This is a genomic window from Micromonospora sp. NPDC005299, from assembly GCF_042872345.1.
GTDB lineage: Bacteria > Actinomycetota > Actinomycetes > Mycobacteriales > Micromonosporaceae > Micromonospora.
Genome location: NZ_JBIAKG010000012.1, coordinates 34,627 through 55,704, shown reverse-complemented (window position 1 = coordinate 55,704; position 21,078 = coordinate 34,627). Strand labels below are relative to the sequence as shown.

The following is a 21,078-nucleotide window of genomic DNA, read 5'->3' as shown; positions in this document are numbered from 1 at the left end:
TCAATTATCAAGAGGGTCGTGAACGGAGAAAGGAGCGGGAGGCCGGATCGTGCCTCCCGCTCCTGGCTGAGCCCTCCGTCAGAACAGCCCGCCCAGCAGGCCGCCATCGGTCGAGCCGTGCACGTCGCCGTGGACCCCCGCGCCGTGCGCCCCGGCGTCGCCGGTGACCCCGTCGGTCAGCCCACCGGTCAGGCCGCCGACGGTGCCCGTCACGCCGCTCACCGTGCCGGTCACACCGGAGAGCGTGCTGTCCACCTGGTGCGTCACACCGTCCACGGTGGCCGGCACGTGCACCGGCGGGACCACACCGGTGCCGTCGCCCAGGCCGAGCCCGCCCAGGGTCTGGTCGACGCCGAGGGAACCGACGACGCCGTGGACCTGGGCCTGCGTGCCGCCGAGAACACCCAGGTCGCCGCCGAGCACGCCGCCGTCGTGCAGCAGGTCGGTGCCGGCCGCGGTGCCGAGCGGGTCGCCGACCGTCCCGGCGACGTCCCCGACGACCGGGTCGACGGCGGTGTTCACCGTGCCCACCACGTCCGAGTCGAGGGTGTCCGCCACATCGTGCACCGCGGTCAGGTCGGTGCCGAGCCCGCCCGGCCCGACACCCAGGCCGATGCCCGGGACCAGGGCCGCCCCGGCGTACAGGCCGGCCGGGTCGACCGCGATGGCGCCCAGCGCGCCGGCCGACACGTCCACACCGCTGTGGGAGCTGCTCACGCCGATCTGGTGCGGCACCGCCTGGAGCTGGCCGACCACGTCGGTGGCGTCGCTCGTGAGCGGGTCGAGCCCGAGCTGCCCGACCACCGGGGCCACCGGGGCGAGCCCCGCCGCGCCGGGGGCGTAGTCGACCACCAGCGGGACGACGTCCTGCACGTCAGCGGCGGTGACGTCGGTGAGCCCCGCGGCCTGCAGCGCGCCCTCCGGGTCGAGGTCGAAGGCCGACCGCGCGTCGGGGTCGGTGAGCAGGTTGAGCACGAAGTCGTGCAGGGTCTGGTGCGAATCCATGGGGGCTTCTCCTCGAACGTAGCGTCAGCACCGTCGTGCCGCGACAGTGACGCTATGGCCGGGGGTCGGTGGTCGTCATCGGGGCGCGACCCGCAACCGGCCCCCGCCGATTAGGGCCCTCGCCCCCTCGTGCGTTAGGGGAACAGGGGGAGCCGGGCCGGCCGGAGTTAGGGTACCGGGTCGGAGGCGATCTCTGGTACGAACGTAGGAGCCCACGGGGTTCGCCGGGGGTGGGTCGACACGGTGCCGACACCGTCCCCAGGCCACTCGCGGTGGAGGAAGAACGAATGCCGTACGTCCTGGGGTTGGACATCGGGAACACCGGCACGGCCGCCACCGTCGCGAGGCGGCGGGGCGACGCCTGGGCCCGCCCCGAGGTCGTCGCGCTGGGTGGCCGGTCGGCCGTCGTACCGTCGGTGCTGCACCTGGCGCCGGACGGATCGCTCCGGGTGGGCGAGCCGGCCACCGACGACCGCAGCGGCACCACCCGGGATTTCGTCCGCCGGGTCGGTGACGACGTGCCCCTCCTGCTCGGCGGCGAGCCGTGCCCGCCGGAAACGCTGGTCGCGGAGCTGGCGACGTGGGTCGTGCACCGGGTCTCCGCCCACGAGGGAGCGTTCGCCGAGGCCGTCGTGCTGAGCCATCCCGCCGGATGGGGCCCGCACCGACGTGACCTGCTGCACCGGGCGCTGTGGAACCTCGACCTGCGGAACGTCACGCTGCTCCCCCGCACGGTCACGGTGGCGGAGAGCCATGCCGCGCGCGGCTTCCCGGGCACCACGGCCGCGGTCTACGCCCTGGGCGGCAACACGTTCGAGGCGGCGCTGGTCCGCCGCAACGCGCGGGGCAGGTACGAGACGTTTGGCCTGCCGCAGGGCCTGGAGACGCTCGGCGGCACCGACTTCGACGAGGCGCTCGCCGAACACGTGCGCGCCGCGCTCGGCCGCGAGCTCGCCGGCCCGGCCGGCGGAGAGGCGTACCCGGCCCTGCGCGGGCTGCTGGCCGAGTGCGACCGCGTCAAGCGCGAGCTGACCATCGGTACGGAGACCGACGTCATGCTCACCCTGCCGAGCGGGCCGGTCCGGGTGCCGGTGACCCGGGCGCAGTTCGAGGACATGATCCGGCCCGCGGTGCGGGCCACCGTCGACCTGCTGGTGCAGACCGTGCACTCCGCAGGTCTGACGCCGGCGCAGCTCGACGGCGTGCTCCTGGCCGGCGGCTCGGCCCGGATCCCGCTCGTCACCGAACTGCTCGCCGCGGCGCTTCCCGTCCCCGTCGAAGTGGAGCCGGACCCCCAGCTGACCGCCGCCACCGGGGCGGCGCTGGCCGCCTGCCAGGTGGTGTCACCGCGCCCGCGCCGCCCGGCGCCGGTCCCCGCCGCCGCACCGGCCGGTGACGCCGGACCGGCCGTTCCGGCATGGCGGCACGCCGAACCCGACCTGCCCCTCACCGGTGAGCCGCCGGCCCGACCCCCGGTCCGGATCACCCCGCTGAACCTGCCGAAGGCGTCCCGCCTGGCGCTGGCCCGCGGCCGGGGCCGGGACCGGGACCGCGAAGGATGACCCACATGATCATGAGTACCGTCACCGACGCCCGGCTCGTGCTGGGCACCGGGCCGACCGCCCTGCTCGGGGCCGTCGTGGCGGATCCCGGGCGTCCCCTCGCCGTCGGCGTGACGGGTCCCGGCGGTCACGGAAAGACCGCCCTGCTCAGGGAGCTGGCGCGGGCCCACCGGGACGCGGGCAGCACCGTGCGGGAAGGCGCCCCGAGCCCCGACCTCCCGGTCGACCCCGGGGCCGTGCTGCTGGTCGACGACGCGCACCTGCTGGACGACGCGCGGCTCGAGACGCTGCGCCGGCTGGTGGCCGACCGCCAGCACCGGCTGCTGGTCGGTTACCGCCCGTGGCCACGGCCGGCGGCGCTGGCCCAGCTGGCCGACGCGCTGAAACGGGACGGGCAGCAGGTCGTGCTCGGCCCGTTCACCGCCGAGCAGACCCGCGACTACCTCGCCGGCGTACCCGACCTCGGCCGGGGAAGCGAGCTGGCCGCGTTCGTGCACGCGCAGACCGGTGGAGTCCCGCGGGACGTCGACCGGCTGGTCCGTGGGCTGCGCGGATCGGAGAGCCCGCCCGGCCTGCCGACCGAGCCGCCGCGGGCGGCCATCCTTCCGTTCGGGCCGGACCTGGAGGAGCTGCCGCAGGACGTCCGGCGGCTGCTCCTGGCCGTCGCCGCGGGCGTGCCGCTGCCCGTGGACCTGCTCGGCCCGCTGCTCGACCGGGAGCCGGCGGCCGTGGACGAACTGGTGGCGTACACCAGGGCGGCGGGCCTGCTCGGCGCGGACGGCCGGCTCGCGCCGATCGTGCGGCGGGCGGTCGTCGCGCTCAGCCCGGCCACCGAACGCACCGCAATCTGGCGCCGCCTCACCGAGGTGCAGCTCGGTCGTGGTGCGGCGGTGCTCCCGCTGGTCCGGTCGCTGCGCACGGCCGGCGCGCTCACCGACTGCCCGGCCGCGGCGCTGGAGGCCGCGGCCGAGGAGGCGCTGGGCGGTGAGCCCGCGCTCTCCGCCGAGCTGTTCGCCGCGGCCACCGCGGGAGGGCTGCCGGCCGCTGCCCGCCAGGCCGTCGCCGCGGCGCTCGCCGGCGACCTGGAGGCCGCGCTGCGGCTGGCGAACCGGCTGCTCGCGACGGCCCCGCCGGACGTGCGGGCGGAGGCGGCCACGGTGGCCGCGACGGCGCTGGCGCACCGGGGCCAGGTGGAGCGCAGCGTCGAGCTGTACCGGTGGTCCGGCCTCGCCCCGTCCGCGGCGTTCGCCGCCGTCGGAGCGCTCGCCCTGGGCCGCCCGGTCACGGGCGTGGACCTGCCCGACGACCCGGCCGGCGGGCCTCCGACCCTGCACGCCAGCGCCGCACGGCTGATGGCCGAGGGGGTACGGGAGAGCATCACCGCCCCGCCGACCAGCGCGCTGTCCCGGCTGGTGCAGGCGACCGCGCTGCTGGAGCCCGACGGGCGGCGGGTGCTCCTGCCGGACAGTCCGGCCGCGCTCGCCGCGTTGACCGCGATCCACTGTGCCGAGTTGGACATCGCCGAGGGCGTGCTGGACCGGGCCGTGACGACCGGCATCGGCGGGCCGCTGATGGCCCGCCGGCACCGGTTGCTGCAGGCCTGGATCCTCATGGTCCGCGGCCAGACGGCCGCCGCGGCCGACCGCCTCGCCGCGCTGACCGCCGGCGACCGGCCGCTGGAGTCGCGCGACCTGCTCCTGGCCAGTGCGCTCCGACTCGGCATCGCCCGGCGCAACAGCGACGTCGCGGGGCTGCAACACGGTTGGGGCCCCGCGCTGGACGCAGTCGTCCGGCACCCGGTGGACCTGTTCACGCTGCTGCCGCTGGGCGAGCTGGCGGTGGCCGGCGCCCGGCTGGGCGACCTGGGCCGGCTGAAGCCCTACCTGCGGGAGGCGTGGCTGCTGCTGGACCGGCTCGGCGGCACGGCGCTGTGGAGCGCACCCCTGCACTGGACCGGGCTGCACGCCGCGATCCTCACCGAGGAGCCGGCCGTCGCCGACGCGCACGTCGCCGCCCTGCTCGCCGCCGCCGACCACAGCCGGTACGCCGCCGTGGCCGCCGGGGCCGCCACGGTCTGGGTCGAGGTGCTGCGCGGCGTCGTGGACCCGGTCCGGGTGGAGGCCGCCGCCCGTGGGCTGCACGACGCCGGGCTGTGCTGGGACGCGGCCCGCCTCGCCGGGCAGGCCGCCATCCGCACCTCGGACCGGCGTGCGATGACCGCCCTGCTGGAGTGCGCCCGGGTGCTCCAGGCCCGGTCGCCCGCCCGCACGGACGGCGCGGGTGACGGCTCGGCAGCGGTGGCCGACTCCGCGACCGGTGCCACCCGGTACCGGCTCAGCGACCGGGAGCACGAGGTGGCCGAGCTGGTGCTGGCCGGGCTGACCTACCGGGAGATCGGCGACCGGCTCTTCATCTCGGCGAAGACGGTGGAGCACCACGTGGCACGGATGCGGTCCCGGCTGAACTGCGCCAACCGGGCGGAGCTGCTGGCCCTGCTGCGCACCATCGTGGCGGACCGGTCGGGCGTAGCCGGCCGGCAGCCGTGGCCGGAACGGGACCCGCGGTGAGCCGGCCGGCAGGGCCGCCACCGGTGGCGCGGACCGGTGACCGACGGATGCGGTTGAGGCTCGGCGCGCTGGCCGCCGTGCTGCTGACCCTATGGGCGTACGCCGCGGTGCTGACCAGCCGGGACGCCGCCGACCTCGTGCGGGTCCGGGCCCTGGCGGACACCCTCGGCCAGCCCACCGACCTGCTGATCCTCCACCTTCAGCTCGAACGCCGGCTGACCGCCGAGACGATCGCCGGTGCCAGCCCTGCCGGGGCCGCACTGGCCGAGGCGCGGGACCAGACGGACGGCGCCGTCGCCCCGGTGCGCGCGTTCACCGAGGACCACGACCCGCGCCTGCTCACGGCGGGCGCGGTGCGGGACCGGGCCGACGAGCTGGTCCGGCAGTTGACCGGGCTGGCCACTCTCCGGTCCGAGGTGGACGGCGGGCGGCTCGACCGGCCCAGCGCGGTCGCCGCGTACGACCGGCTGGTCGACGCCGCCTTCGCGGTGTACGGCCCGGAGTGGGGCGGCCGCGAGGACGAGCTGGCCGGCGAGACCCGGGCCGTCGTCGCGCTGGCCCGGGCCCGCGAGCTGCTCGCCCGCGAGGACACGCTGGTGACCGCCGCACTGGCCGGCGGCGAGATCGGCGACGACGACCGGCGCCGCCTGGCCGAGCTGGTGACCATCCAGCGGTACGCCCGGACAACGGCCGCCGCGGCGCTGCCGGCCGGCGGACGGGACCAGCACCAACGGCTGGTGGAGGGCCCACGGTTCGCCGGCCTGCTGCGGCTGGAGGACCGGCTGCTCCGGGCGGCGGACGCCGACGGCACGACCGGAATCAGCGCGCAGAGCTGGCGAGAGGCTGTCGACCCGGCCCTGAGCGGGCTGCGGGATTTGGTGACCGCCACGGCCCGGGGCAGCGTCGAGCGGGCCGCGCCGGGCGCCGCGCTGGTGGTCACCCGGACCGGCGTGGTGGTGGGGTTCGGGCTCATCGCCGTGCTCGTCGTGCTCGTCGGCTGGTCCCGCGCCGTTCGCCGCCGGACCGACGGGCCGGACCGCTCCGGTGCCCTCCCTCCGGCGGGGGCGCCGGGCGACGCGGGTGACTCCGCCGCCCGCCGGACCGGCGACGACGGGGGTTCGGTGCCGGCGGTGGCCGCCACCGGCGAGCTGTTCCTGCGGCTGACCCGGCGCAACCAGGCCCTCCTGCGCGAGCAGCTCGACCTGCTGGCCGCCATGGAACGGCGGGAGCGGGCGGCGGAGGAGACGGCCGACCTGTTCCGGCTCGACCACCTCGCCACCCGGATCCGGCGCAACGTGGAGAAGCTGGTGATCCTGGCCGGTGCGGCGCCGGCCCGCCGCTGGCGACGGCCGGTGCCGCTGCTCGACGTGGTACGCGGGGCGGTCGCCGAGGTGCCCGACTACCACCGGGTCCTGGTCGCGCCGCACTGGCCGTGGACGCTCGCCGGATCCGGCGTCACCGACGTCGTCCACCTGCTGGCCGAGCTGATCGAGAACGGGCTGGCCTGCTCCCCGGAGCACACCACGGTACGGGTCGCCGGCGAGCCGGGGCCGCAGGGCTGCGCCGTGGTGATCCTCGACGACGGGCCCGGCCTGGACGCCGCCGCGCTGGCCGAGGCGAACGAACTCCTGGACCGGCCACCCCTGGACGGCCCGCCCGCCGGCCGCGCCGGGCTGCACGTCGCCGCCCTGCTCGCCGCCCGCTGCGGCGCACGGGTCTCGCTGCGTCCCGGCCCGCGCGGCGGAACCGCCGCCGTCGTGCTGCTCCCGCCCGGTCTGGTCGCCGCGACCGCACCCGCCGGCGACACGGTGGCCGGCGGCCGTGCGGCCGTGCCGGCGCCGGCCCGGCCCCCGCACCCGCCGGCCCCGGCGGCCGCCGGCGCCGCGCTGCCCACCCGGATCCGCCAGTCCGGGGCGGTCCGGCCCGCACCCGGCGCCACCGGCCCCGACACCCCCGAGACAACGCTCCGCAACAGCGGGAGAGGACCCACATGACGCATTCAGCGGTCGCCACCGACAGCCTGGCCGCCGCCCTGGACGGCCTGGTCGACCGGGTCCCGGGGGCCGAGGTCGCCGTGGTCCTCTCCCCCGACGGGCTGCTGCTCGGCCGGTCCCGGCACGTCGAGGACCACCTCGCGGAGCAGGTCTCCAGCCTGGTCAGCGGGCTGTACGCGCTGGGACAGGCCGCCGGGCGGGTGTGCGTCGCCGGCGGGCTGCGGCAGGTCGTCGTGCAGATGTCGCGCTCGTTCGTGTTCGTGGCCACCACCCGGGGCGGAGCGATCCTCACCGTCCGGATGGGCGGCGACGCCGACATCGGCGACATGGCGTACGAGGTGGCGCTGTTCGCGGCGCAGGCCGAGCGGGCCCTGCCCGTCTACCTCGAACCGGCCCGGACGGTGACAGGCGGGATCAGCGGTGCGCACCACTGGAGACCATGACGAGGCGTGGTACGACGAGGACGCCGGGCCGGTGGCCCGGCCGTACACGGTGACGCGCGGCCGCATCACGTCCGACCACGGTCAGCTCGACCTGATCTCCCTCGTGGTGGCCCGGCGGGAGGCCCCTGCCTCCACACTGCTGTTTCCCGAACAGGCCTGCATAATCGAGCGGTGCCGGCGTCCACTGTCGGTGGCGGAGGTCGCTGCCGAACTGGATCTGCCGTTGGGTACCGTCCGGGTACTGCTCGGCGACCTGCTGGAGGCGGGCCTGATCGAGACGCACGAGCCACCGTCGCTGTCCGGGGCGCCGTCCAGGGAACTGCTTGAGGCGCTGCTCGACGGTCTTCGCACGCTGTGACGGGTGGAGACCGCCGGGACCGAGACCGCGGACTCCGGCCCGATGGACGACCTGAAGGGGGAAAGGCCCAGTGCCGGCACCACCGTCCCCGCCACGGCGGACCCTGCCGATCATCCTGTTGGACGGGCTCGTCGCCGCGGTTGGGGCCGTACGCCGGGCCGTCATCGGCCGGCGTGACGGCTCACGGCTCGCCTACGTGGCCATCGCCGCCTCGCTGGGGGTGCTGCTGGCGACGGCCTACTCGATCGTCACGGTGCTGAGCACGCCGGAGCGGCTGACCCCGGTGGCCGTCGGGCCCGGTGGGGCCGTGCCGGCGACCGACCCGGTGGTGACGGGGACACCGGACGAGCAGCCCGAGTCGACCGACGCCACCCCCCGGACGTCCCCACCGCCCGTGAGCACCGCCGCGCCGGCGGCCCCCGCCCCACCGGCCACGCTGCCCTCGACCGGGGCGCCGTCGGCGACCACCCCGGCGCCACCGGCGCCCGTCCCGCTGGGCGCCGCCTTCACCGTCGAGGAGAACGCCCTGCTCAGCTACGGCGCCGCGGTGACGATCGACAACCCGGGTCCGACGCCGGCGGCGACCTGGACGCTGGTCGTCGTGCTGCCCCGCGAGTCGCTCCGGGTCACCTCGGTCACCGGGGCCCGGGCCAGCCGGGACGGCGCGACGTGGACCTTCGTCCCGGAGGGGGACGCCGGCCGGGTGCCCGGCCGCGGCACGGTCCGGGTGACGTTCCGGGTGGACGGCGCGGCACTCAGTTCCACGCCCACGGCGTGCACCATCGACGGGGCCGCCTGCACGGGCCTGCCCGGCTGACCGGCCGGGCCGAGGCGGCGGGTCGACCGCGTCAGTTGCGACCGGCGGACGGGACCGCGCAGGCCGCGGTGCCGCCGGGCAGGCGGTGGCGGTTGCGGGCCACCCAGCGGTACGCCGGCCAGGCGGCGGCGCGTACCGGAGGGAACCGGAGACCGGCCCCGGCGGTCCGCCAGAGCGGGTTGCTGTCGCCGAGCAGCCGGGCGATGGCGTCCGGGCCGGCGGCGCGTACGCCGTCCGCGCCGACCCACTGCACCGCCTCCTCGCACTCGGCGGCGGTCAGGCCGAGCGCGTCGAGGTCGGCGAACTGCCAGGGCAGCACCCGGGCCCGGGTCGGGATCCAGCGCTCGATGATCCGCGCGCACCGGGTGCAGAACGCGCAGTCGCCGTCGTAGACGAAGGTCGACGTCTCCATGCCCCCATCCTGCACCCCGCGGGTCCCACTCCGGTGGCCGGTGTCCGGCGGGTCACTTGCGCTTCGTTCGTACGCATGTTCGAATGAAGCACATGCGCTGGGACAACCTCTCCGCTCCCCCGGACGAGGGGACTCCCGACGGGGCAGCGCCAGCGACTCCACCCCTGCCGCTGGCGCTCCCCGGCGCGATCGCCCGCACGTTCGACACCCCCGGCTTCGCCGGGATGACCTTCTACGAGGTGCGGGCCAAATCGATCATCAATCGGGTGCCGGGCCAGTCCCGCGTCCCGTTCGAGTGGACGATCAACCCCTACCGGGGTTGCAGCCACGCGTGTGTGTACTGCGTCGCCGGCGACACGCCAATCCTCATGGCTGACGGCAGCACGAAGCCGATCAGTGAACTGGAACCGGGTGACCGGATCTACGGCACCGAACGGCGCGGCGCCTATCGCAGGTATGTAGTGACCACGGTCCTCGACAAGTGGTCGATGGTGAAGCGGGCCTACCGAGTGACCCTGGAGGACGGCACCACGTTGGTGGCCAGCGGCGATCACCGGTTCCTCAGCGAGCGCGGCTGGAAACACGTGACCGGCGGGATGGGCGGTGCCAGCAAGCGGCCGCACCTGACCACGAGCAACCGACTGATTGGGACCGGCCGGTTCGTAGCCGGGCCCAAGGAGTCCGCCGACTACCGACAGGGATATCTATGCGGCATGATTCGGGGTGATGGAACCATTGGCGTCTACCCCCTTCGAAACAGTTGGAGCCGCCAATTTCGCTTGGCATTGACGGACAGAGAGGCGCTCGACCGCGCCGAGCGGTTCCTGAAGGAATTTGGCGTGGGAACATCCCGCGCTCCCTTCGGACAGGCCAAGCCGAACCGCCGGGCGATGGAAGCCATCCGCGCATCGGGCACACAGAAGGTCGATGCGATCAAGAAGCTGATTGGCTGGCCGGGCGCCCCGACGGACGACTGGCGACTGGGCTTCCTCGCTGGCATCTTCGACGCCGAGGGCAGTTGCAGCCGGGGCGTGTTCCGGATCAGCAACTGTGATGACGAAATCCTCGACCACACCGTCGATGCCTTGGAAAACTTCGGCTTCAAATGGGTCCTTGAGGACCGCCGCCGCCCCAATCGACTACGGCAGATCCGTCTCACCGGTGGCCTCCCGGCCCGGCTGCGCTTTTTTCACCTGACCAACCCGGCCATCACCCGCAAGCGATCCATCGACGGTGCGGCATTGAAGTGCCAGGCGGCGTTGCGGGTGGCGAGCATCGAGGATCTCGGGCTGGAGCTCCCGCTCTGGGACATCACCACCGGCACCGGCGACTTCATCGCCAACGGGGTGGTCAGCCACAACTGCTTCGCCCGCAACACGCACACCTACCTCGACCTCGACGCCGGCGCGGACTTCGATCGAAGGGTGATCGTCAAGGTCAACGCCGGTGAGCTGGTGCGCCGGGAGCTGGCCGCGCCCAAGTGGCGCGGCGCGCACATCGCCATGGGCACCAACGTGGACTGCTACCAGCGGGCCGAGGGGCGCTACCAGCTCATGCCCCAGATCCTCACGGCGCTGCGAGACTTCGCCAACCCGTTCTCCATCCTGACCAAGGGGACTCTGCTGCTGCGGGACCTGCCGCTGCTGCGCCAGGCCGCCGAGGTGACCCGGGTCGGGCTGTCCTACTCGGTGGGGTTCGTGGACGAGGCGCTGTGGCGGACGGTCGAGCCGGGCACGCCGAGCCCGCGTCGCCGCCTCGACGCCGTACGCCGGCTCACCGACGCCGGCTTCTCCGTCGGGGTGCTGATGGCGCCGGTCCTGCCGGGGCTCAGCGACGGCGACGAGTCGATCGACGCGACGGTCGCCGCGATCGCCGCGTCCGGGGCCACCAGCGTCACCCCGCTGCCGCTGCACCTGCGGCCGGGCGCCCGCGAGTGGTACGCGCGCTGGCTGGCCCGCGAGTTCCCGCACCTGGTCCCCCGTTACCGGCAGCTCTACCAGGCCGGGGCGTACGCGCCGCAGGCCTACCAGCGGGAGGTGACCGCGCGGGTGCGGATGGCGGCCCGCCGGCACGGGCTACACCGGGGCGAGGTCGGCGACAATCGCCAGTTGCCCGCCGCGCCCGCCCCGGCGGCCGAGCAGCTCTCCCTGCTGTAGCCGGGAGGCACGCCCGGCCGTCCGCCGCCGGCCGGGTTAGGCTCGGCGAATGCGTTCCGCCCAGCAGATCCTCGCCGACTCCGCCGTGATCGCCGTCGTGGGCGCGTCCCGCGACCCGGGCAAGGCCGCGCACCGCGTGCCGCTGGAGATGCAGCGGCACGGCTGGCGGGTCATCCCGGTGAACCCGACCGTGGACGAGCTGTTCGGCGAGAAGGCGTACCCGTCGCTGGCCGACATCCCGCACCCGGTCGACCTGGTCGACGTGTTCCGCCCGGCCCGGGACGCCGTCGAGGTGGTCCGGCAGGCGGTGGCGATCGGCGCGCCGGCGGTCTGGTTGCAGCTCGGGATCTTCTCGGCCGAGGCGCGGCGGGTCGCCGAGGAGGCGGGGATCGACTACGTCGAGGACCGCTGCCTCATCATCGAGCGCGCCGCCGGGGGCCTGACGCGGCGCGGCTGACTGCCACCCCGGCCGGGGGACGATCGGGCTCGGGGCCGAAGAGCAGGTCGAGCTGGGTGTCGAGGGCGGCCAGCGCGGTTTCCGGCGGGTAGTGCCCGCCGAGCAGGTAGATGCCGAGGCCCTCCATCACCGCCAGCAACCCGACCGCGGCCCGCTCCGGATCCACCTTCGTGCCGGCTTCGGAGCGGATCAGACTGGCGATGAAGCCCAGCAGGGCGGCCGTCTCGTCGTGCAGCGCGGCGGCGACGGCGGGGCGTACGGCGGTGTAGGCCAGGAACGCGAGCGCGACCCGGCCGTCGGCGCGGCGCTCCTCGTCCAAGGGCAGCAGCTCGGCCAGCATGGTCCGCAGCAGCGTGCGCGGTGCCGGCGTCGCGCCGAGCGCCCCGATCGCCCGGGTCACCCGGGCCTCGTTGCGTTCCCGGACCACGGCGAGCGCGAAGGTCATCATCTCGTCCCGGGTGCCGAAGTAGTGCTGCACCATCCCGGCGCTGACCCCGGCCGCGGCGGCCACGTGCCGGAGGCTGACCGCCTCCAGGCCCTGCTCGGCCGCGACCCGCATCAGCGCGTCCGCGATCAGCGCCCGGCGCTCCCGGTGGTCGACCCGCTTCGGCATCCCCCCATGCTTTCACAATGCGACTGCATTGACACGCCGCCCGGCAGCGTTTACGTTGCAACTGCAATGCAAAAGAGGGGTGGGCGGGGGATGGCAAAGATCGACGTGGTCCGGCTGGCCCGGCGCGCCGTCGCGTACGAGTGGGGCATGTGGCGCAGCCTGGCCCGGTGGGTCCTGCGGCGGCCCTACCCGCTGGCCCCGGGCGCGGCGACGTTCGCCTACGTCGGCGTGGTGCAGCCGATCCTCGGCGTGTTCATCGTGCTGTCGGCCATCGAGATCCCGGTCCTCGACCTGATCCTCCGGCACACCGTCGGCTGGCCGACGGTCCGGCACGTCGCCATCGGGCTCGGCGTCTGGGGCGTGCTGTGGATGATCGGGCTGCTCGCCAGCCTCCGGATCCACCCGCACGTCGTCGACGACGCCGGCCTGCGGCTCCGCAACGGCGTCTCGCTCGACGTCCTGATCCCGTGGTCCGCCGTCGCCGGGGTGGAGGCGCGCTACCGGTCGCTGCCGTCCAGCCGCGCCGTGCAGTACGACGCGGACGACCCGGCGGTGCTGAACCTCGGCGTCGGCAGCCAGACCGCGGTCGACGTGGTGCTGCGGGAGCCGCTGTCGGTGCGCCTGCCGAAGGGACCGAGCGAGCCGGTCCGGGAGATCCGGCTGTACGCCGACGACCCGAAGTCCCTGGTGGCCCGGGCCCGCCGGCACCTCCCCGGGACGGGCACGGAGGATCACTCCCCCGGGCGGTCCGGCTCGCGTCCCCGGCGTTGAGAAGGGCCCCTGCCTCGACGGCAGCCGTCAGGAAGGGGCCCCGCCACACGCCTCAGAGCTTGTACTCCTTCAGCAGGCCTCGGGAGATGATGGTCTTCTGGATCTCCGAGGTGCCCTCGCCGATCAGCAGGAACGGGGCCTCCCGCATCAGCCGCTCGATCTCGTACTCCTTGGAGTAGCCGTAGCCGCCGTGGATGCGGAACGCCTCCTGGACGACCTCGGCGCAGTACTCCGAGGCGAGCAGCTTCGCCATCCCGGCCTCGACGTCGTTGCGCTGGCCGGCGTCCTTGAGCCGGGCCGCGTTGACCATGAGGGCGTGGGCGGCCTCGATCTTCGTGCCCATCTCGGCGAGCTTGAACGCGACGGCCTGGTGCTTCGCGAGGGGCTGGCCGAAGGTGCGGCGCTGCTGGGCGTACGCGACGGCCAGCTCGAACGCACGGATCGAGATGCCGCAGGCGCGGGCCGCCACGTTGACCCGGCCGACCTCGATGCCGTCCATCATCTGGTAGAAGCCGCGACCGACCTTCTCCTCGCCGCCGAGCACTGCCGAGGCGGGGACGGTGACGCCGTCGAGCACCATCTCGGTGGTCTCGACGCCCTTGTAGCCCATCTTGTCGATCTTGCCGGGGATGGTCAGTCCGGGGGCGGTCTCGCCGAAGCCGGGCTCCTTCTCCAGCAGGAAGGTGCTCATGTTGCCGTAGACCGAGTCGGCCCCGGTGTCGGTCTTGACCAGGGTGGCCACCACCGACGAGTACGCGCCGTTGGTCAGCCACATCTTCTGGCCGTTGAGCACGTAGTTGTCGCCGTCGCGGACCGCCCTGGACTTGATCGCCGAGACGTCGGAGCCGCACTCGGGCTCCGACATCGAGAAGGCGCCGCGCACCTCGCCGGTGGCCATCCGGGGCAGCAGCCGGGCCTTCTGGTCGGCCGAGCCGTGCTGAGAGATCAGGTACGCCACGATGAAGTGGGTGTTGACGATGCCGGAGATCGACATCCAGCCCCGGGACAGCTCCTCGACCACGAGGGCGTAGGTCAGCAGGGACTCGCCGAGACCGCCGTACTCCTCGTCGATGGTGAGGCCGAACAGCCCCATCTCGCGCATCCCGTCGAGGATGTCGGTGGGGTACTCGTCGGCGTGCTCCAGCCGCTGGGCGTGCGGGATGATCTCCTTGTCGGCGAACTCCCGGACGGTTTCCAGGATCGACCGCTGCACGTCGGTCAGGCCGGGCGTCTGGGCGAGTCGAGCCATCTCAGCCTCCGGGGGATCGGCGCATTACTCGTGGGTAACTGAACGCTGGGTCAGTATCGGTCCCGGGACCGGCGGAGCCAAGGTGACCAGTCCACACAACCGCTGTGAAAAGGTTCACCGCTGCGGGTAGCGTCCGCAAGAGAGAGGGCCGTCGACCTGCGACGAAGGGGCGAGGAGGGACGTGAGCCAACCACCCGGTGAGCCCGAGCAGCCACCGTCGCCGTACGAGCCGCCGGCCTACGGCCAGCCGTACGGGGAGCCGCAGCAGCAGCCGCACTGGGGGCACCAGCCGCCCGGGGCCGCCCAGCCGCCCTACGCCCCGCAACCCCCGTACGGCCAGTACGGGCCGCCCGGCCCTGGACCGCAGCCGCGCGGCGGCGGGCCGAACGTGCTCGCCATCCTGTCGCTGGTCTTCGCCTTCGTCTTCGCCCCGGCCGGCATCGTCTGCGGTCACCTGGCCAAGCGGCAGATCCGGCGGACCGGCGAGGAGGGCGACCAGCTCGCCACCTGGGGGCTGATCCTCAGCTACGTCTTCACCGTGATCGGCCTGCTGGTCTGCTGCGGCTGGATCGGCCTGGCCATCTGGGCCAACTCGGACAACGGCAACACCTACTGACCGTCAGCGGAACTCGGCCTCCCGGACGCTGTTGCCGCCGTCGACCACCAGCATCTGCCCGGTGATGTAGGAGGCGGCCGGCGAGCAGAGGAAGGCGATCGCCGCCGCCACCTCGTCGGGCGTGCCGGGGCGGCCGACCGGGGTGCCGTGGCCCTGCTTGATCTCGACCATGGTGGACGCCGCGGTGTGGATGATGCCCGGCGCCACCGCGTTCACGGTCACCCCGTCGGCGATCATCTCCATGGCCAGCGCCCGGGTCAGCCCGACCACGCCCGCCTTCGCCGCCGCGTAGCCGGCCTCGGTGGGCAGCGCGTTGACCGGCCCGGCGGTGGCCGCCAGGTTGACGATCCGCCCCCAGCCGCGCTCGGCCATTCCGCTGATGAAGGCGCGGCTGCACAGGAACGCCGTGGTCAGGTTCCGGTCGATCTCGCCGCGCCACTCGTCGTAGGTCAGCTGGGCCACCGGCCGCAGCACCTCCGGGCTGGCCCGGCTGGCCAGGCCGGCGTTGTTGACCAGCACCTCGACGTCGCCGAGCTGCTCGGCCACCGCGTCGGCGAGTGCGCCCACCTCGGACTCGTCGGTGAGGTCCGCGACGAAGCCGGTGACGCCCAGCTCGCCGGCCCGGTCGTGGATCCGCCGGGTGGTGGAGACGATCGCCACGCGGGCACCCAGGTCGGCGAGGCGGCGCGCCGTCGCGTACCCGATGCCGTCCGCACTGCCCGCTCCGGTGACCAGCGCGACGCGGCCGTCCAGGCGCATGGTGGCCGGCTCGTCGAGCGGTGCCCACTGGTCCTCCTGGTCGGCGGAGCCCGTGGGGGCGCCGCCGCGGGGCCGGCGCACCAGGCCCGGCCGGCTGACGTCCCGTCGAGACCGACCACCGCGCGCGTCAAGTGCCATGCCGCGATCCTGCCCGCTGTGGACGTTCCGGGCAACGCGGCACCCGGAAAGGGGTCCCTCCGACTTGCCCGCCGGTGGCTACCCTGACCGCACCACGTCCATGGAGATGATCTGATGAGCTATCCCCCACCGCCCGGTGGTTGGCACGACCCGTCGGCGGCCGGGCCACAGTCGAGCCCGCCGGTCGACCCGACGCTGCCGATGGCCGGCAACCCCATCCCGACCCAGCCGACGTCGGCGGACCCGTACGCGCCCGCCGACCCGTACGCCGCCCCCGGCTACCCGCCGGCCGGCAACCCGTACGCCCCGCCCGGCTACCCGCCGCCCGGCGATCCCTACGCCGCGGCCGGCTACCCGCCGGCGGCATACCCCGGCTACGCGCCCCCCTCCAGCAAGACGAACACGCTGGCCATCGTGGCGCTGGTGCTCTCGCTGGTCGGCTTCACCTCCTGCATCACCGCCCCGATCGGCGCGATCATGGGCCACGTCGCCCGGAAGCAGATCCGGCAGACCGGCGAGCAGGGCGAGGGCATGGCGAAGGCGGCCATCATCGTGGGCTGGATCCTCACCGCCCTGCTGGTGCTGCTGATCATCTTCTACGTCGTGATGATCATCATCGCCATCAACTCGGACAGCTCCAGCAGCTACTGACGCGGACGGGCCGCCCCGGTCGGCCGGGGCGGCCCGTCGCGTCAACGGCTCGTGGTCACTCCGCCGGCGGGGTGAACGACGAGGTGCGGCTCATTCCGGCGGCCCGGCCCTTGGCCGCGATCACCAGCGCCATCTTGCGGGACGCCTCGTCGATCATCTCGTCGCCGAGCATCACCGCGCCGAGCTTCCCGCCCGCCTCCGAGGTGTACCAGTCGTACGCGTCGAGGATCAGCTCGGCGTGGTCGTAGTCGGCCTGAGCCGGGGAGTAGACCTCGTTGGCCGCGTCGATCTGACCCGGGTGCAGCACCCACTTGCCGTCGAAGCCCAGCGCCGCCGAGCGCTTCGCCACCTCGCGGAACGCGTCCACATCCCGGATCTGCAGGAACGGGCCGTCGATGGCCTGCTTGTCGTGCATCCGGGCGGCCATCAGGATCCGCATGAGGATGTAGTGGTAGGGGTCGCCCGGGTAGTCCGGGATCAGTGCGCCGACCACCAGCGACTTCATGTTGATCGAGGCCATGAAGTCGGCGGGGCCGAAGATGATCGTCTCGACCCGGGGCGAGGCGGCCGCGACCGCGTCGACGTTGACCAGGCCGGCCGCGTTCTCGATCTGCGCCTCGATGCCGATCCGGCCGACCTCCAGGCCGAGGGTCTTCTCGATCTGGGTCAGCGTCAGGTCCAGCCACTGCACCTGCGCGGCGTTCTGCACCTTCGGCAGCATGATGCAGTCCAGATTGGCGCCGGCGCCCTCGACCACCTCGACGACGTCCCGGTAGGTCCACGGCGTGGTCAGGTCGTTCACCCGGACCACCCGGGTCTTGCCGGCCCAGTCGCCCTCGTTCAGGGCGGCGACGATGTTCTTGCGGGCGTCCGGCTTGGCCAGCGGGGCGACCGCGTCCTCCAGGTCGAGGAAGACCTGGTCGGCGGGGAGGCCCTGGGCCTTGCCGAGCATCTTGACGCTGGAGCCGGGTACCGCGAGGCAGGACCGGCGGGGGCGACCGACTGCGGCCATGGATGCGCTCCTTCCAGCGTCCGGCGGGCACGCCGACGCCACCACGTGAAAGACGAGAACTTAACGATCCCAAAGGGCGTTGTGACGCCACGGTAACCTCGTGCCGTGACCGGGGTGAATGGACCTGTGGAAGATCTCACTGAGCGGCGGACGGTGGTGGTGACCGGCGCCAGCTCGGGCATCGGCCTCGCCGCCGCGGTCGACCTGGCGGGTCGTGGCGACCGGGTGGTACTGGTCGGCCGGGATCCGGCCCGGCTGCGCGCCGCCGGGGAACGCGTCCGCGAGTGCTGCGGCGAGCAGCCCGAGCTGTTCCGCGCGGACTTCGCCGTGCTGGACGACGTACGCGGGCTCGCCGAGCGGCTGCGCGCCGCGTTCGACCGGATCGACGTACTGGCCAACAACGCCGGGGCGATCGTGCTCCACCCGGTCACCACCGTCGACGGGTTCGAGCTGAGCATGCAGGCCAACCACCTCGCGCCGTTCCTGCTCAGCAACCTGCTGCGGGATCAAATCGGCCGGATGGTGGTGACCGCCTCGGGCGCACACCGCAGCGGCGTGCTCGACCCGGACGACCTCAACGCCGCGCTGCGCCGCTACCGCCCGATGCGCGCGTACGGCACCAGCAAGCAGGCGAACATCCTGTTCACCGCCGAGGTGGCCCGGCGCTGGCCGCAGATGCCGGCGCACTCGTTCCACCCCGGCGTGGTGCGGACCCGGTTCGGCAACGAGAGCCGGCTGGTCGCCCTCGGCATGCGGCTGCTGCCGTTTCGCAGCCCCGAGCGGGGCGCGGAGACCCTCGTCTGGCTGGCCAACCAGGACCCGGCCCGGCTGGTCGACGGCGGCTACTACGCCGACCGGCGGCTCCGCCGACCGCTGCCCAAGGCGGCCGACCCGGCCCTCGCCGCCCGACTCTGGAGCGCCAGCGCCAAGGCCGTCGGGATCGAAGCCTGACCTGCTTCCCCGGCAACCGGCCGGGCCGACCGCTGCCATACTCCGCCGCATGACCGAACACGCGGAAGCGCCCCTGCTCGTCGCCCTGGTCGACCTGAGTGCCGACCCCGAGGCCGGCCAGCGGTACGAGGACGCGGTGCTGGCCCTGCTCGGGCGGCACGGCGGGCGGCTGGAGCGGCGGCTGCGCACCGGGGACGGGACGACCGAGGTGCACGTGATCCGGTTCGCCGCGCGGGCCGGCTACGACGCCTTCATGGTGGACCCGGAGCGGGTGGCGCTGCGGGCCGCGCTGGGCGACACCGCCCCCACCACCCGGGTCCTCGACGTCCACGACGTCTGACGCTCACTCGGCGAGGTGGACCGGGACGCTGGTGACCACCACGCCGGGCAGCGCCCGCAGGGCGGCGCGGAGCCGGTGCTCGGCGCGGCTGTGCAGCGGGCGGTGCCAGGCGTGGCGGAGCACCACCTCCGGCACGATCACGGTCAGCGTCAGCTCGGGCCGGGTGGTGTGCAGCGCCTCCAGGTAGTGCGCGAGCGGCCCGATCACCGCCCGGTACGGCGACACGATGGTCTCCAGCCGCAGGTGGTCGCCCCAGGCCCGCCACTGCTCGCGGAACCGGTCCGACTCGGCCTCCTCCGGGGCGATGTGCACGGCCAGCGTGGGCTGGCCCAGTGACGCCGCGTACGCCAGGGCCCGCAGCGACGCCCGGTTCAGCCGGGCCACCGGCACGACGACCAGGTGGCGTACCTCCTGGGGCAGTTCCTCGCCCTCGGCGGACCCGGCGGGTCCGGCGGGGCCGGGCGGCGCGGGCGGGTGCAGCGCCAGCGCGTCGTGCAGCGCGGCGTAGTGGCGGTGGATCCGCCGGAACAGCAGCACCAGCAGCGGCACCGCGACCACCACCACCCAGGCACCCTCGCTGAACTTGGCCACCGCGGCGGTGAGCAGCACCAGCCCGGAGAGGGTGGCGCCGACGGCGTTGAGCACCAGCCGGCGATGCCAGCCCGGCCCGCGGCGGCGTCGCCAGTGCACCACCATGCCGGCCTGCGACAGGGTGAAGGCGAGGAAGACGCCGACGGCGTAGAGCGGGATCAGCGACGCGGTGTTGCCTCGGAAGGCGACAAAGATGAGCCCTGCGGCGAGCGACAGCGCGACCAGGCCGTTGCTGAACGCCAGCCGGTCGCCCATGTGCAGGAACCGGCGGGGGGCGTGGCCGTCCCGGGCCATGAAGAAGAGCAGCCGGGGGAAGTCGTTGAACGCGGTGTTCGCCGCCAGCAGCAGGATCAGCGCGGTGGTGGCCTGGAGGAACGCGTACCAGGGGCCGGTCGGGAAGGTCACCCGGCCGAGCTGGGAGAGCAGCGTCTCGCCCGGCTGCGGGACCAGGCCGTCCAGGTGGATCAGCCCGACCAGACCGGCGAAGAGCACGACCAGCATGGCGACCATCCAGCCCAGCGTGGCGCGGGCGTTGCGCCACTCGGTGGGCCGGAACGCGGGGACGGCGTTCGACACCGCCTCGATGCCGGTCATCGACACCGCGCCGGAGGAGAACGCGCGCAGCACCAGCAGCAGGCCCAGTCCTTCGGCGGCCGGCACCGGCGGCGGCGACACCGGCGCGAACCCCCGGCCCGCCGCTCCGGCGTAGCCAACCACCAGCAGCGCGAGGACCGTGACCACGAAGGCGTAGGTGGGGAGCACGAAGAGGTTTCCGGCGGTGCGCACGCCGCGCAGGTTGCCGGCGAGCAGCAGGGCGATCACCAGCACCCCGAGCGGCACGGTGACCGGGGCCAGCGCGGGCAGCGCCGAGGTGACCGCGTGCACCCCGGCCGCCACCGACACCGACACGGTCAGCACGTAGTCGAGCATCAGCCCGGCCGCCGCCGCCAGTCCCGAGGTACGTCCCAGGTTGTCGCTGGCCACGATGTACGAACCGGCACCGTGCGGGTACGCCGGGATGGTCTGCCGGTAGGACAGCCCGACCGCGACCATCAGCACCACCAGCAGGGCGGCCAGCGGCAGGGACAGCCCGAGCGCGGCGCTGCCGGCCAGCACCAGCACGCCCAGCATCGCCTCTGGCCCGTACGCCACCGAGCTGAGCAGGTCGGACGAGAGCACGGGCAGGGCGACCAGCTTGCGCATCCGCTCGTAGAGCACCGAGGCGCTGGAGATCGGCGGGCCGAACAGCGTCCGACGGACCCGGGTGAGCAGCCGCCCGGCCCGCGAGCCGGGCAGGTGGGCCGGCTCGGTGGCGACCAGCTCGTCCGGCTCCTCGACGGTGAACATCTCGATCGGAACGAGCCGGCCGAACCGGCTCGGCCGCGGGGGCCGCCCGCTGCGGCCGAGGGTCGGGTCGACGGGCAGCTCGTCCGGGCCGCGCGGCTCCCGCCAGCGCTCGCCGATCCGGCCCAGGGCCGCCCGTTCCTCGGGGCCGAGCGGCGGGAACTCGGCCGACGGGGTGACGATCGTCCCCCGCTCGGCCGCGTCGTCGCGTTCCCCTTCCGCCCCCACCCTCCGCACTCTCACCGAAACCGGCGCGGCGGGGAGCAGTTTCT

The 21,078-nt window shown here is 74.2% G+C and carries 20 protein-coding genes; 13 read left to right on the top strand and 7 right to left on the bottom strand.

Features of this window, described 5'->3' with window-relative positions:
* Positions 1-78: 78 nt before the first annotated feature.
* On the bottom strand, positions 79-1,005 hold the full coding sequence (locus ACFYPD_RS27765; protein WP_387119561.1) for an IniB N-terminal domain-containing protein: 927 nt from the start codon (positions 1,003-1,005) through the stop codon (positions 79-81).
* A gap of 287 nt (positions 1,006-1,292) precedes the next feature.
* Between ACFYPD_RS27765 and ACFYPD_RS27760 the strand changes: the two genes are divergently transcribed.
* The 6 genes from ACFYPD_RS27760 to ACFYPD_RS27735 all read left to right on the top strand — a co-directional run bounded on the left by ACFYPD_RS27760 (position 1,293) and on the right by ACFYPD_RS27735 (position 8,746).
* The gene (locus ACFYPD_RS27760) at positions 1,293-2,567 is read left to right on the top strand and encodes an Hsp70 family protein (protein ID WP_387119558.1); all 1,275 of its coding nucleotides are present in this window, start codon (positions 1,293-1,295) and stop codon (positions 2,565-2,567) included.
* A gap of 5 nt (positions 2,568-2,572) precedes the next feature.
* Complete coding sequence (locus tag ACFYPD_RS27755; protein WP_387119556.1) at positions 2,573-5,134, top strand: LuxR C-terminal-related transcriptional regulator; 2,562 nt, start codon at positions 2,573-2,575, stop codon at positions 5,132-5,134.
* Between the two features lie 47 nt (positions 5,135-5,181).
* Entirely contained in the window at positions 5,182-7,128 is a 1,947-nt protein-coding gene (locus ACFYPD_RS27750) for a nitrate- and nitrite sensing domain-containing protein (protein WP_387119553.1), read from the top strand.
* Positions 7,125-7,571: a roadblock/LC7 domain-containing protein gene (locus tag ACFYPD_RS27745; RefSeq protein ID WP_387119550.1), complete on the top strand. Its 447-nt coding sequence runs from the start codon at positions 7,125-7,127 to the stop codon at positions 7,569-7,571. Before ACFYPD_RS27750 ends, ACFYPD_RS27745 begins: the two co-directional genes overlap by 4 nt.
* The gene (locus tag ACFYPD_RS27740; RefSeq protein WP_387119547.1) at positions 7,549-7,929 is read left to right on the top strand and encodes a DUF742 domain-containing protein; all 381 of its coding nucleotides are present in this window, start codon (positions 7,549-7,551) and stop codon (positions 7,927-7,929) included. The genes ACFYPD_RS27745 and ACFYPD_RS27740 overlap by 23 nt, the downstream gene beginning before the upstream one ends.
* Positions 7,930-7,999: 70 nt before the next feature.
* A complete protein-coding gene (locus ACFYPD_RS27735; protein WP_387119544.1) occupies positions 8,000-8,746 on the top strand; it encodes a cellulose binding domain-containing protein in 747 nt (248 codons plus the stop codon).
* 31 nt (positions 8,747-8,777) lie between these two features.
* Here the strand turns inward: ACFYPD_RS27735 and ACFYPD_RS27730 are convergent, their stop codons facing one another.
* Positions 8,778-9,158, bottom strand: a complete 381-nt coding sequence (locus ACFYPD_RS27730) for a thiol-disulfide oxidoreductase DCC family protein (protein WP_387119541.1) — start codon at positions 9,156-9,158, stop codon at positions 8,778-8,780.
* A 92-nt stretch (positions 9,159-9,250) separates the two neighbouring features.
* On the opposite strand from ACFYPD_RS27730, the gene ACFYPD_RS27725 reads away from it, so the two are divergent.
* Together ACFYPD_RS27725 and ACFYPD_RS27720 are read left to right on the top strand one after the other, a co-directional pair.
* The gene (locus tag ACFYPD_RS27725; RefSeq protein ID WP_387119974.1) at positions 9,251-11,314 is read left to right on the top strand and encodes an intein-containing Rv2578c family radical SAM protein; all 2,064 of its coding nucleotides are present in this window, start codon (positions 9,251-9,253) and stop codon (positions 11,312-11,314) included.
* A 49-nt stretch (positions 11,315-11,363) separates the two neighbouring features.
* Positions 11,364-11,771, top strand: coding sequence for a CoA-binding protein (locus ACFYPD_RS27720; RefSeq protein WP_387119538.1), 408 nt, complete (start codon positions 11,364-11,366; stop codon positions 11,769-11,771).
* Here ACFYPD_RS27720 and ACFYPD_RS27715 read toward each other — a convergent pair.
* Positions 11,731-12,384, bottom strand: a complete 654-nt coding sequence (locus ACFYPD_RS27715) for a TetR/AcrR family transcriptional regulator (RefSeq protein WP_387119535.1) — start codon at positions 12,382-12,384, stop codon at positions 11,731-11,733. The genes ACFYPD_RS27720 and ACFYPD_RS27715 overlap by 41 nt on opposite strands.
* Before the next feature lie 90 nt (positions 12,385-12,474).
* On the opposite strand from ACFYPD_RS27715, the gene ACFYPD_RS27710 reads away from it, so the two are divergent.
* A complete protein-coding gene (locus tag ACFYPD_RS27710; protein WP_387119532.1) occupies positions 12,475-13,155 on the top strand; it encodes a PH domain-containing protein in 681 nt (226 codons plus the stop codon).
* A 52-nt stretch (positions 13,156-13,207) separates the two neighbouring features.
* Here ACFYPD_RS27710 and ACFYPD_RS27705 read toward each other — a convergent pair whose 3' ends face one another.
* On the bottom strand, positions 13,208-14,404 hold the full coding sequence (locus tag ACFYPD_RS27705; RefSeq protein ID WP_387119529.1) for an acyl-CoA dehydrogenase family protein: 1,197 nt from the start codon (positions 14,402-14,404) through the stop codon (positions 13,208-13,210).
* 181 nt (positions 14,405-14,585) lie between these two features.
* Between ACFYPD_RS27705 and ACFYPD_RS27700 the strand changes: the two genes are divergently transcribed.
* The gene (locus ACFYPD_RS27700; RefSeq protein WP_387119526.1) at positions 14,586-15,020 is read left to right on the top strand and encodes a DUF4190 domain-containing protein; all 435 of its coding nucleotides are present in this window, start codon (positions 14,586-14,588) and stop codon (positions 15,018-15,020) included.
* Positions 15,021-15,023: 3 nt separating this feature from the next.
* Here the strand turns inward: ACFYPD_RS27700 and ACFYPD_RS27695 are convergent, their stop codons facing one another.
* A complete protein-coding gene (locus ACFYPD_RS27695; RefSeq protein WP_387119523.1) occupies positions 15,024-15,917 on the bottom strand; it encodes an SDR family NAD(P)-dependent oxidoreductase in 894 nt (297 codons plus the stop codon).
* Between the two features lie 114 nt (positions 15,918-16,031).
* On the opposite strand from ACFYPD_RS27695, the gene ACFYPD_RS27690 reads away from it, so the two are divergent.
* The gene (locus tag ACFYPD_RS27690) at positions 16,032-16,568 is read left to right on the top strand and encodes a DUF4190 domain-containing protein (RefSeq protein ID WP_387119520.1); all 537 of its coding nucleotides are present in this window, start codon (positions 16,032-16,034) and stop codon (positions 16,566-16,568) included.
* Between the two features lie 55 nt (positions 16,569-16,623).
* On the opposite strand, the gene ACFYPD_RS27685 is transcribed toward ACFYPD_RS27690, so the two are convergent.
* Entirely contained in the window at positions 16,624-17,580 is a 957-nt protein-coding gene (locus ACFYPD_RS27685; protein ID WP_387119517.1) for an HpcH/HpaI aldolase/citrate lyase family protein, read from the bottom strand.
* A 126-nt stretch (positions 17,581-17,706) separates the two neighbouring features.
* Between ACFYPD_RS27685 and ACFYPD_RS27680 the strand changes: the two genes are divergently transcribed.
* Positions 17,707-18,531, top strand: a complete 825-nt coding sequence (locus ACFYPD_RS27680; protein WP_387119514.1) for an SDR family NAD(P)-dependent oxidoreductase — start codon at positions 17,707-17,709, stop codon at positions 18,529-18,531.
* A gap of 49 nt (positions 18,532-18,580) precedes the next feature.
* Positions 18,581-18,871, top strand: a complete 291-nt coding sequence (locus tag ACFYPD_RS27675) for a hypothetical protein (protein ID WP_387119511.1) — start codon at positions 18,581-18,583, stop codon at positions 18,869-18,871.
* A gap of 3 nt (positions 18,872-18,874) precedes the next feature.
* Here the strand turns inward: ACFYPD_RS27675 and ACFYPD_RS27670 are convergent, their stop codons facing one another.
* Positions 18,875-21,034 (bottom strand): APC family permease, encoded by a 2,160-nt coding sequence (locus ACFYPD_RS27670; protein ID WP_387119508.1) that lies wholly within the window; start codon positions 21,032-21,034, stop codon positions 18,875-18,877.
* Positions 21,035-21,078 lie beyond the last annotated feature (44 nt).

Bases quoted from the DNA above. Each gene is read 5' to 3' on its own strand.
- ACFYPD_RS27765 (WP_387119561.1), bottom strand. From the start codon at position 1,005: ATGGATTCGCACCAGACCCTGCACGACTTCGTGCTCAACCTGCTCACC.
- ACFYPD_RS27760 (WP_387119558.1), top strand. From the start codon at position 1,293: ATGCCGTACGTCCTGGGGTTGGACATCGGGAACACCGGCACGGCCGCC.
- ACFYPD_RS27755 (WP_387119556.1), top strand. From the start codon at position 2,573: ATGATCATGAGTACCGTCACCGACGCCCGGCTCGTGCTGGGCACCGGG.
- ACFYPD_RS27750 (WP_387119553.1), top strand. From the start codon at position 5,182: ATGCGGTTGAGGCTCGGCGCGCTGGCCGCCGTGCTGCTGACCCTATGG.
- ACFYPD_RS27745 (WP_387119550.1), top strand. From the start codon at position 7,125: ATGACGCATTCAGCGGTCGCCACCGACAGCCTGGCCGCCGCCCTGGAC.
- ACFYPD_RS27730 (WP_387119541.1), bottom strand. From the start codon at position 9,158: ATGGAGACGTCGACCTTCGTCTACGACGGCGACTGCGCGTTCTGCACC.
- ACFYPD_RS27725 (WP_387119974.1), top strand. From the start codon at position 9,251: ATGCGCTGGGACAACCTCTCCGCTCCCCCGGACGAGGGGACTCCCGAC.
- ACFYPD_RS27720 (WP_387119538.1), top strand. From the start codon at position 11,364: ATGCGTTCCGCCCAGCAGATCCTCGCCGACTCCGCCGTGATCGCCGTC.
- ACFYPD_RS27715 (WP_387119535.1), bottom strand. From the start codon at position 12,384: ATGCCGAAGCGGGTCGACCACCGGGAGCGCCGGGCGCTGATCGCGGAC.
- ACFYPD_RS27710 (WP_387119532.1), top strand. From the start codon at position 12,475: ATGGCAAAGATCGACGTGGTCCGGCTGGCCCGGCGCGCCGTCGCGTAC.
- ACFYPD_RS27705 (WP_387119529.1), bottom strand. From the start codon at position 14,404: ATGGCTCGACTCGCCCAGACGCCCGGCCTGACCGACGTGCAGCGGTCG.
- ACFYPD_RS27695 (WP_387119523.1), bottom strand. From the start codon at position 15,917: ATGGCACTTGACGCGCGCGGTGGTCGGTCTCGACGGGACGTCAGCCGG.
- ACFYPD_RS27690 (WP_387119520.1), top strand. From the start codon at position 16,032: ATGAGCTATCCCCCACCGCCCGGTGGTTGGCACGACCCGTCGGCGGCC.
- ACFYPD_RS27685 (WP_387119517.1), bottom strand. From the start codon at position 17,580: ATGGCCGCAGTCGGTCGCCCCCGCCGGTCCTGCCTCGCGGTACCCGGC.
- ACFYPD_RS27675 (WP_387119511.1), top strand. From the start codon at position 18,581: ATGACCGAACACGCGGAAGCGCCCCTGCTCGTCGCCCTGGTCGACCTG.